The following is a 5725-nucleotide window of genomic DNA, read 5'->3' as shown; positions in this document are numbered from 1 at the left end:
GAGCTATGCGGAATTTTGGGTGACGAGGCGATCAGGCGGCGTGGTTTGCCGGCACTTGGATAACCTCGATGCCGTCGTTGAATCTGACACCTGCGATGAGCTTCGGCAACTGATTTGTGCCCTTGAGCCGTCGCCAGGTTTTTGATGCAGCCATGACCAGCTTGAACACCATCAGCCTGGCGGTGGTCGGCGACAACGAACCCTTGGTGCGCACCGTCCGGTGCCGCACGGTGGCGAACACGCTCTCGATGGGATTGCTGGTGCGCAGGTGATCCCAATGCTCGGCAGGAAAGTCGTAGAAGGCCAGCAGGACGCTGCGATCCTTGACCAGACATTCGACCGCCCGACCGTACTTGGCACGGTATTTCTCGGCAAAGACGTCGATCGCTGCTTCGGCGGACGCCCGGTTCGGCGCCCAGTAGACCTCGCGCAGGTCCTTCTTCATGGTGGCCTGCACCGAGAGCGGGACCTTGTCGAGGACATTCACGGTCTTATGCACCCAGCAGCGCTGGTGCCGCGTGCCTGGAAAGACCTCCTCGAGCGCCTTCCAGAAGCCGAGCGCGCCGTCGCCGACGGCAATTTCGGGCGCGATCTGCAATCCGCGCTGTTTGACGTCGATCAGGAGCTCACGCCAGCTCTGCGCGCTCTCCCGCACCCCGACCTGGAAGCCGATCAATTCCTTCTTGCCTTCCGGCGTCGCGCCGATCAGCACTAGCATGCACTCGCCGTGGTCTTCCATGCGGGCCTGCAGGAAGACGCCATCGGCCCACACGTACGCATATCGGCGCGCCGACAGATCGCGCCTCTGCCAGCGCTCGTACTCGCCTTGCCACTCGGCCGTCAGCCGGGACACCACCGCGGGCGATAGGTTCGGCGCGTCCTTGCCCAGCAAGGCCGTCAGCGCCTCCTGGAAATCGCCGGTCGAAAGGCCGCGCAGGTAGAGCACCGGCAACAGCGCATCCAGGCTTCGAGTCCGCCGTGCCCACAGCGGCAGGATCGCCGAGCTGAACCGGATCCGCTCGCCATCGCCGGCCGCTCCGCGATCCCGAATCTTCGCCCGCGCCACCTCGACCGGGCCGATGCCGGTCGCAATCGTTCGCGCCGGGCCGTAACCATGCCGCACGACACGGGCGCGTCCGTCGGCAAGCTTCAAATCCTTCACTGTGGCAAGAAAGGTCTCGACTTCGGCCTCGACCGCCTGCGCCAGAAGCTGCCGCGCACCGGCGCGCAGGATATTGGTCAGTGGATCATCGATCTCGTCGGGCTGACGCAGCGCGACAATGTTGCTAGGCTCGTTCATGGCGTATCGCTCTCCTTGAGAGGTTCTGGCAGGCTCGACACCCGCCTCGATACGCCGCCTATCTCAGGCCGTCATCACCCACTTTCCCGCATAGCTCCTTGAGCTGCGGCGCGGCCGTTAACGGCCAGAGCCGGCTCGCCTTGGCGGCAGCGATTCCTTTGTATGCGATGATTGGAAGCTTGGGCCGCTCGACACTGGCGCCCCGTGCTGGGCTCCTCGAAGAGTGCTGTGCGCCATGTTCCAACATCGTCATCAGCCGGCTCTCCGTGGAGTAATGGTAGGCGCTCGATCCGTCCACAAACAAGACCCATTGCCTGATCTCGCCGGCGCAAAGCCGGCGACGAAATCCGCTCGCAACAAGCCTGCAAAACTCCGGCGATGACATCCGCGTTTCGGGAGGGCGAGTGGTTTTTGGGATGTTCTGGGTCCGCTCGTCACCGCCGCAGAGCGAGATAGTCACGGGTGTTGCCCAGTTGAACAAAGGCAACTGGGATCACTGGCGTAGTCAATCCACCCCTCGCTGATGCCTTCGCCAGCTCCTTTCATCGCCTGGGCTGCCGAGTTCTGGACGGTGAATCCGGGGGGGCGACCCGGCAACCGGCATTGGTGTCTTTCAGCGTCCGAGCCAATCTGCAAACGTGTCTGTCTGGTCAGCCTCGAGCAGGCGTATCCAGCCCCGCGACTGCTCTCACCAACGGGAAATCAGCTTGGCGGGCCGTTGCTAGCCACCGATCCGCATCGGCAGGAGCCAAATCTGGTCGTGATCGGTTCCGTTTAGCAAAAATTAACCCACTATAATGGGTTGATTATTGCTCTTCCGATGCTTTATTCTACCTTATAAGGGGTAGATAAAATGAAGCTGACGATCCAGACCTTTATTGAGGGCAAATGGCGTGACGCCGCCCTCGTGACTTTGGAAGCTCCCGAGAAGGGCTACAAGAGCCCTTCCGGCACGAGCTACGAAGTGGATTATTTCGCGAAGTTCGGCGCTATTCCATATTCGGAAGACCGCCCCTTACGGGGCGTGCATGCCTACTCGGTCGATGCGCCAGTCGATCTGGCGGATCGTTCAGCCAAGACCTGGCCAGCGGTTTTGTTGGATTTCATACCCCAAGGGCGGCATGCCGAAAGGATCGCCCGATTTCTGGAACTTCCGGTCGACGCGCCGTCTACACAAATCCACCTCCTGATGAGAGCTGGCAGCTCTCCGGTTGGCAACATTCGAATCAAAGAGGCGTACGATCAGGAAGTAGAGCGCTTAGAGGGCATATCGCTCGGCGGCGTCACCATGAAGGATATTCTTGATCGCAGCGACGCATTTTTGGAGGTCGCTGATCGGTTTTCGATGCTTGCATCAGGCTCGAGCGGGCTGCAGGGCGACTGGCCAAAGGTTTCTCTAACCCGATCGCGCGACGGACTTTGGTACCCAAATTCGATGGTGCAGGATGGTGACGGTGTCGACTACATCATTGCAAAGCTTCTGCGCAGCGACGAGGGCATAGATCAGCGTATTCTGGAGTCGGAGGCGGGCTATTCGGAGGTCGCGAAAGAGTTCGGGATAGCGGTAGAGAGGACGAACACCTATGGCAGCGGGGTGCTCGTCATTCCGCGGTTTGATCGGAAGGTCACGGCCGATGGTTTGTTGCGCTACGGACAAGAGAGTTTGGTCTCGGCAATTGGTGTCGCAGAGTTCGCATATCAAAGCAGGCACGAAATCTACCTGAAGAAAATCCAAGCGGTTTCCTCCAATCCTCTGGAAGACACGACGGAGTACCTGCTTCGCGACATCCTGAACTTGGCCATGGGAAATCCCGACAATCACGGTCGCAACACCGCGCTCAGGAAGTTCCCAGATGGAAGCATACGGCTCGCCCCTTTGTTCGACTTCGCTCCGATGAAGATTGCGGCAGCGGGCATTGTCAGGTCTACGAAGTGGGGTTGCATGCTTGAAGGTGGGGGACAGGACATCGATCCGGACTGGCGGGAAGTCTGTGAGACGGTTTCGGGTCCAAACGTACCTGCTGAGAAGCTGATGGCCGCGTTGGCCGCCAAGGAAAATCTGTTGCGGGCACTTCCAGAGATCGCAACAAAACATGGTGTGCCAGACTCGGTTGTGACAAACGCGATAATTCGTAACGAAGATATGGCGAACGGTGTCGCTAAGCTACGCAATGTCCCAGCTTAGGGGTAATCGATATGGCTAGATGGCGTAAACCGACAAAGGAAGAGATTCGAGACCGTCGCACCGCGATTGCGGCGAAGGCTCGCGCTGGGGCGCTTCGTTTGCCGCATGGAGTGGCGGAGATGCGTCGAGCGCTCGGACTCACCCAACTTGAATTTGCAAAGCTATTCAAGCTGACGCCGCGCCAAATCGCCGATCTTGAACGAGGAGCGGCAAATCCCACCGCGGAAACGTTGAACAGGATTGGACGCGTATTTGGATTTCAAGTTGGGTTCGTTCCGATCGCCGAGGCCTCGAAGGCTTCTCAGGAAGATGAGACGCATGTGCCCCCAGGCATACGCTAGTCTGAACTCCCGAATGCCATCGGCTTCGGAGCAGCCATGAAGCAACGTGAGAGCGCCCGACAGTCCTTCCGTCGCTTACGCTTAGTGTAGGATATCGGGAAAATTTTGCGATGGCCGCGCTCGCTTGTGGCGGGCAAAGCGCCACTTAGAACGAACGCGCCGACCGCTCCCGTCAGCCTGTCCTCGTTCTCTTGCTTTGGGTGGAAGCATCTCGTGCAAATGCTCGCTCATTTGAGTTCGCACGTTCACCTGCCGAATGTTGTGGCAAAGACAAAGACGTGATCGTTCTGAGTGCCAACTTCGGATGTTGTTTTGTTGGGGGGGCTGATTTGTTGCGCGTCAAAGCAACTGGACATATCGCTCTCGATCGAGTTGGCAGCCAGAGTCTAACATGAAAGATCGAGTCGGATTGAAAGCCGCTCAACTGGAGCCGTGATCGAGAGTCTTGGTATCAGAGATCCGTTTCCGCTCATGAACTCCTGGGATAAGTCCTGCCCTTGCGGAGCTATGCGGAATTTTGGGTGACGAGGCGATCAGGCGGCGTGGTTTGCCGGCACTTGGATAACCTCGATGCCGTCGTTGAATCTGACACCTGCGATGAGCTTCGGCAACTGATTTGTGCCCTTGAGCCGTCGCCAGGTTTTTGATGCAGCCATGACCAGCTTGAACACCATCAGCCTGGCGGTGGTCGGCGACAACGAACCCTTGGTGCGCACCGTCCGGTGCCGCACGGTGGCGAACACGCTCTCGATGGGATTGCTGGTGCGCAGGTGATCCCAATGCTCGGCAGGAAAGTCGTAGAAGGCCAGCAGGACGCTGCGATCCTTGACCAGACATTCGACCGCCCGACCGTACTTGGCACGGTATTTCTCGGCAAAGACGTCGATCGCTGCTTCGGCGGACGCCCGGTTCGGCGCCCAGTAGACCTCGCGCAGGTCCTTCTTCATGGTGGCCTGCACCGAGAGCGGGACCTTGTCGAGGACATTCACGGTCTTATGCACCCAGCAGCGCTGGTGCCGCGTGCCTGGAAAGACCTCCTCGAGCGCCTTCCAGAAGCCGAGCGCGCCGTCGCCGACGGCAATTTCGGGCGCGATCTGCAATCCGCGCTGTTTGACGTCGATCAGGAGCTCACGCCAGCTCTGCGCGCTCTCCCGCACCCCGACCTGGAAGCCGATCAATTCCTTCTTGCCTTCCGGCGTCGCGCCGATCAGCACTAGCATGCACTCGCCGTGGTCTTCCATGCGGGCCTGCAGGAAGACGCCATCGGCCCACACGTACGCATATCGGCGCGCCGACAGATCGCGCCTCTGCCAGCGCTCGTACTCGCCTTGCCACTCGGCCGTCAGCCGGGACACCACCGCGGGCGATAGGTTCGGCGCGTCCTTGCCCAGCAAGGCCGTCAGCGCCTCCTGGAAATCGCCGGTCGAAAGGCCGCGCAGGTAGAGCACCGGCAACAGCGCATCCAGGCTTCGAGTCCGCCGTGCCCACAGCGGCAGGATCGCCGAGCTGAACCGGATCCGCTCGCCATCGCCGGCCGCTCCGCGATCCCGAATCTTCGCCCGCGCCACCTCGACCGGGCCGATGCCGGTCGCAATCGTTCGCGCCGGGCCGTAACCATGCCGCACGACACGGGCGCGTCCGTCGGCAAGCTTCAAATCCTTCACTGTGGCAAGAAAGGTCTCGACTTCGGCCTCGACCGCCTGCGCCAGAAGCTGCCGCGCACCGGCGCGCAGGATATTGGTCAGTGGATCATCGATCTCGTCGGGCTGACGCAGCGCGACAATGTTGCTAGGCTCGTTCATGGCGTATCGCTCTCCTTGAGAGGTTCTGGCAGGCTCGACACCCGCCTCGATACGCCGCCTATCTCAGGCCGTCATCACCCACTTTCCCGCATAGCTC

General features: G+C 60.3%; 4 protein-coding genes. 2 read left to right on the top strand and 2 right to left on the bottom strand.

The window, feature by feature from the left end:
• Positions 1–31: 31 nt before the first annotated feature.
• Entirely contained in the window at positions 32–1300 is a 1269-nt protein-coding gene (locus AXW67_RS25180) for an IS256 family transposase (RefSeq protein WP_063679989.1), read from the bottom strand.
• Positions 1301–2153: 853 nt separating this feature from the next.
• On the opposite strand from AXW67_RS25180, the gene AXW67_RS25170 reads away from it, so the two are divergent.
• The gene (locus AXW67_RS25170; RefSeq protein WP_063680040.1) at positions 2154–3485 is read left to right on the top strand and encodes a type II toxin-antitoxin system HipA family toxin; all 1332 of its coding nucleotides are present in this window, start codon (positions 2154–2156) and stop codon (positions 3483–3485) included.
• An 11-nt stretch (positions 3486–3496) separates the two neighbouring features.
• Complete coding sequence (locus AXW67_RS40850; RefSeq protein ID WP_082908043.1) at positions 3497–3826, top strand: helix-turn-helix domain-containing protein; 330 nt, start codon at positions 3497–3499, stop codon at positions 3824–3826.
• Positions 3827–4359: 533 nt separating this feature from the next.
• On the opposite strand, the gene AXW67_RS25165 is transcribed toward AXW67_RS40850, so the two are convergent.
• Entirely contained in the window at positions 4360–5628 is a 1269-nt protein-coding gene (locus AXW67_RS25165; protein WP_063679989.1) for an IS256 family transposase, read from the bottom strand.
• Positions 5629–5725 lie beyond the last annotated feature (97 nt).

It is taken from the genome of Bradyrhizobium neotropicale (genome assembly GCF_001641695.1).
Classification (GTDB): Bacteria; Pseudomonadota; Alphaproteobacteria; order Rhizobiales; family Xanthobacteraceae; genus Bradyrhizobium; species Bradyrhizobium neotropicale.
This window is presented reverse-complemented; position numbering and strand designations above follow the sequence as displayed.

Excerpts from the sequence above, each read along its gene's own strand:
- AXW67_RS25180 (WP_063679989.1), bottom strand. The coding sequence starts at position 1,300 with ATGAACGAGCCTAGCAACATTGTCGCGCTGCGTCAGCCCGACGAGATC.
- AXW67_RS25170 (WP_063680040.1), top strand. The coding sequence starts at position 2,154 with ATGAAGCTGACGATCCAGACCTTTATTGAGGGCAAATGGCGTGACGCC.
- AXW67_RS40850 (WP_082908043.1), top strand. The coding sequence starts at position 3,497 with ATGGCTAGATGGCGTAAACCGACAAAGGAAGAGATTCGAGACCGTCGC.
- AXW67_RS25165 (WP_063679989.1), bottom strand. The coding sequence starts at position 5,628 with ATGAACGAGCCTAGCAACATTGTCGCGCTGCGTCAGCCCGACGAGATC.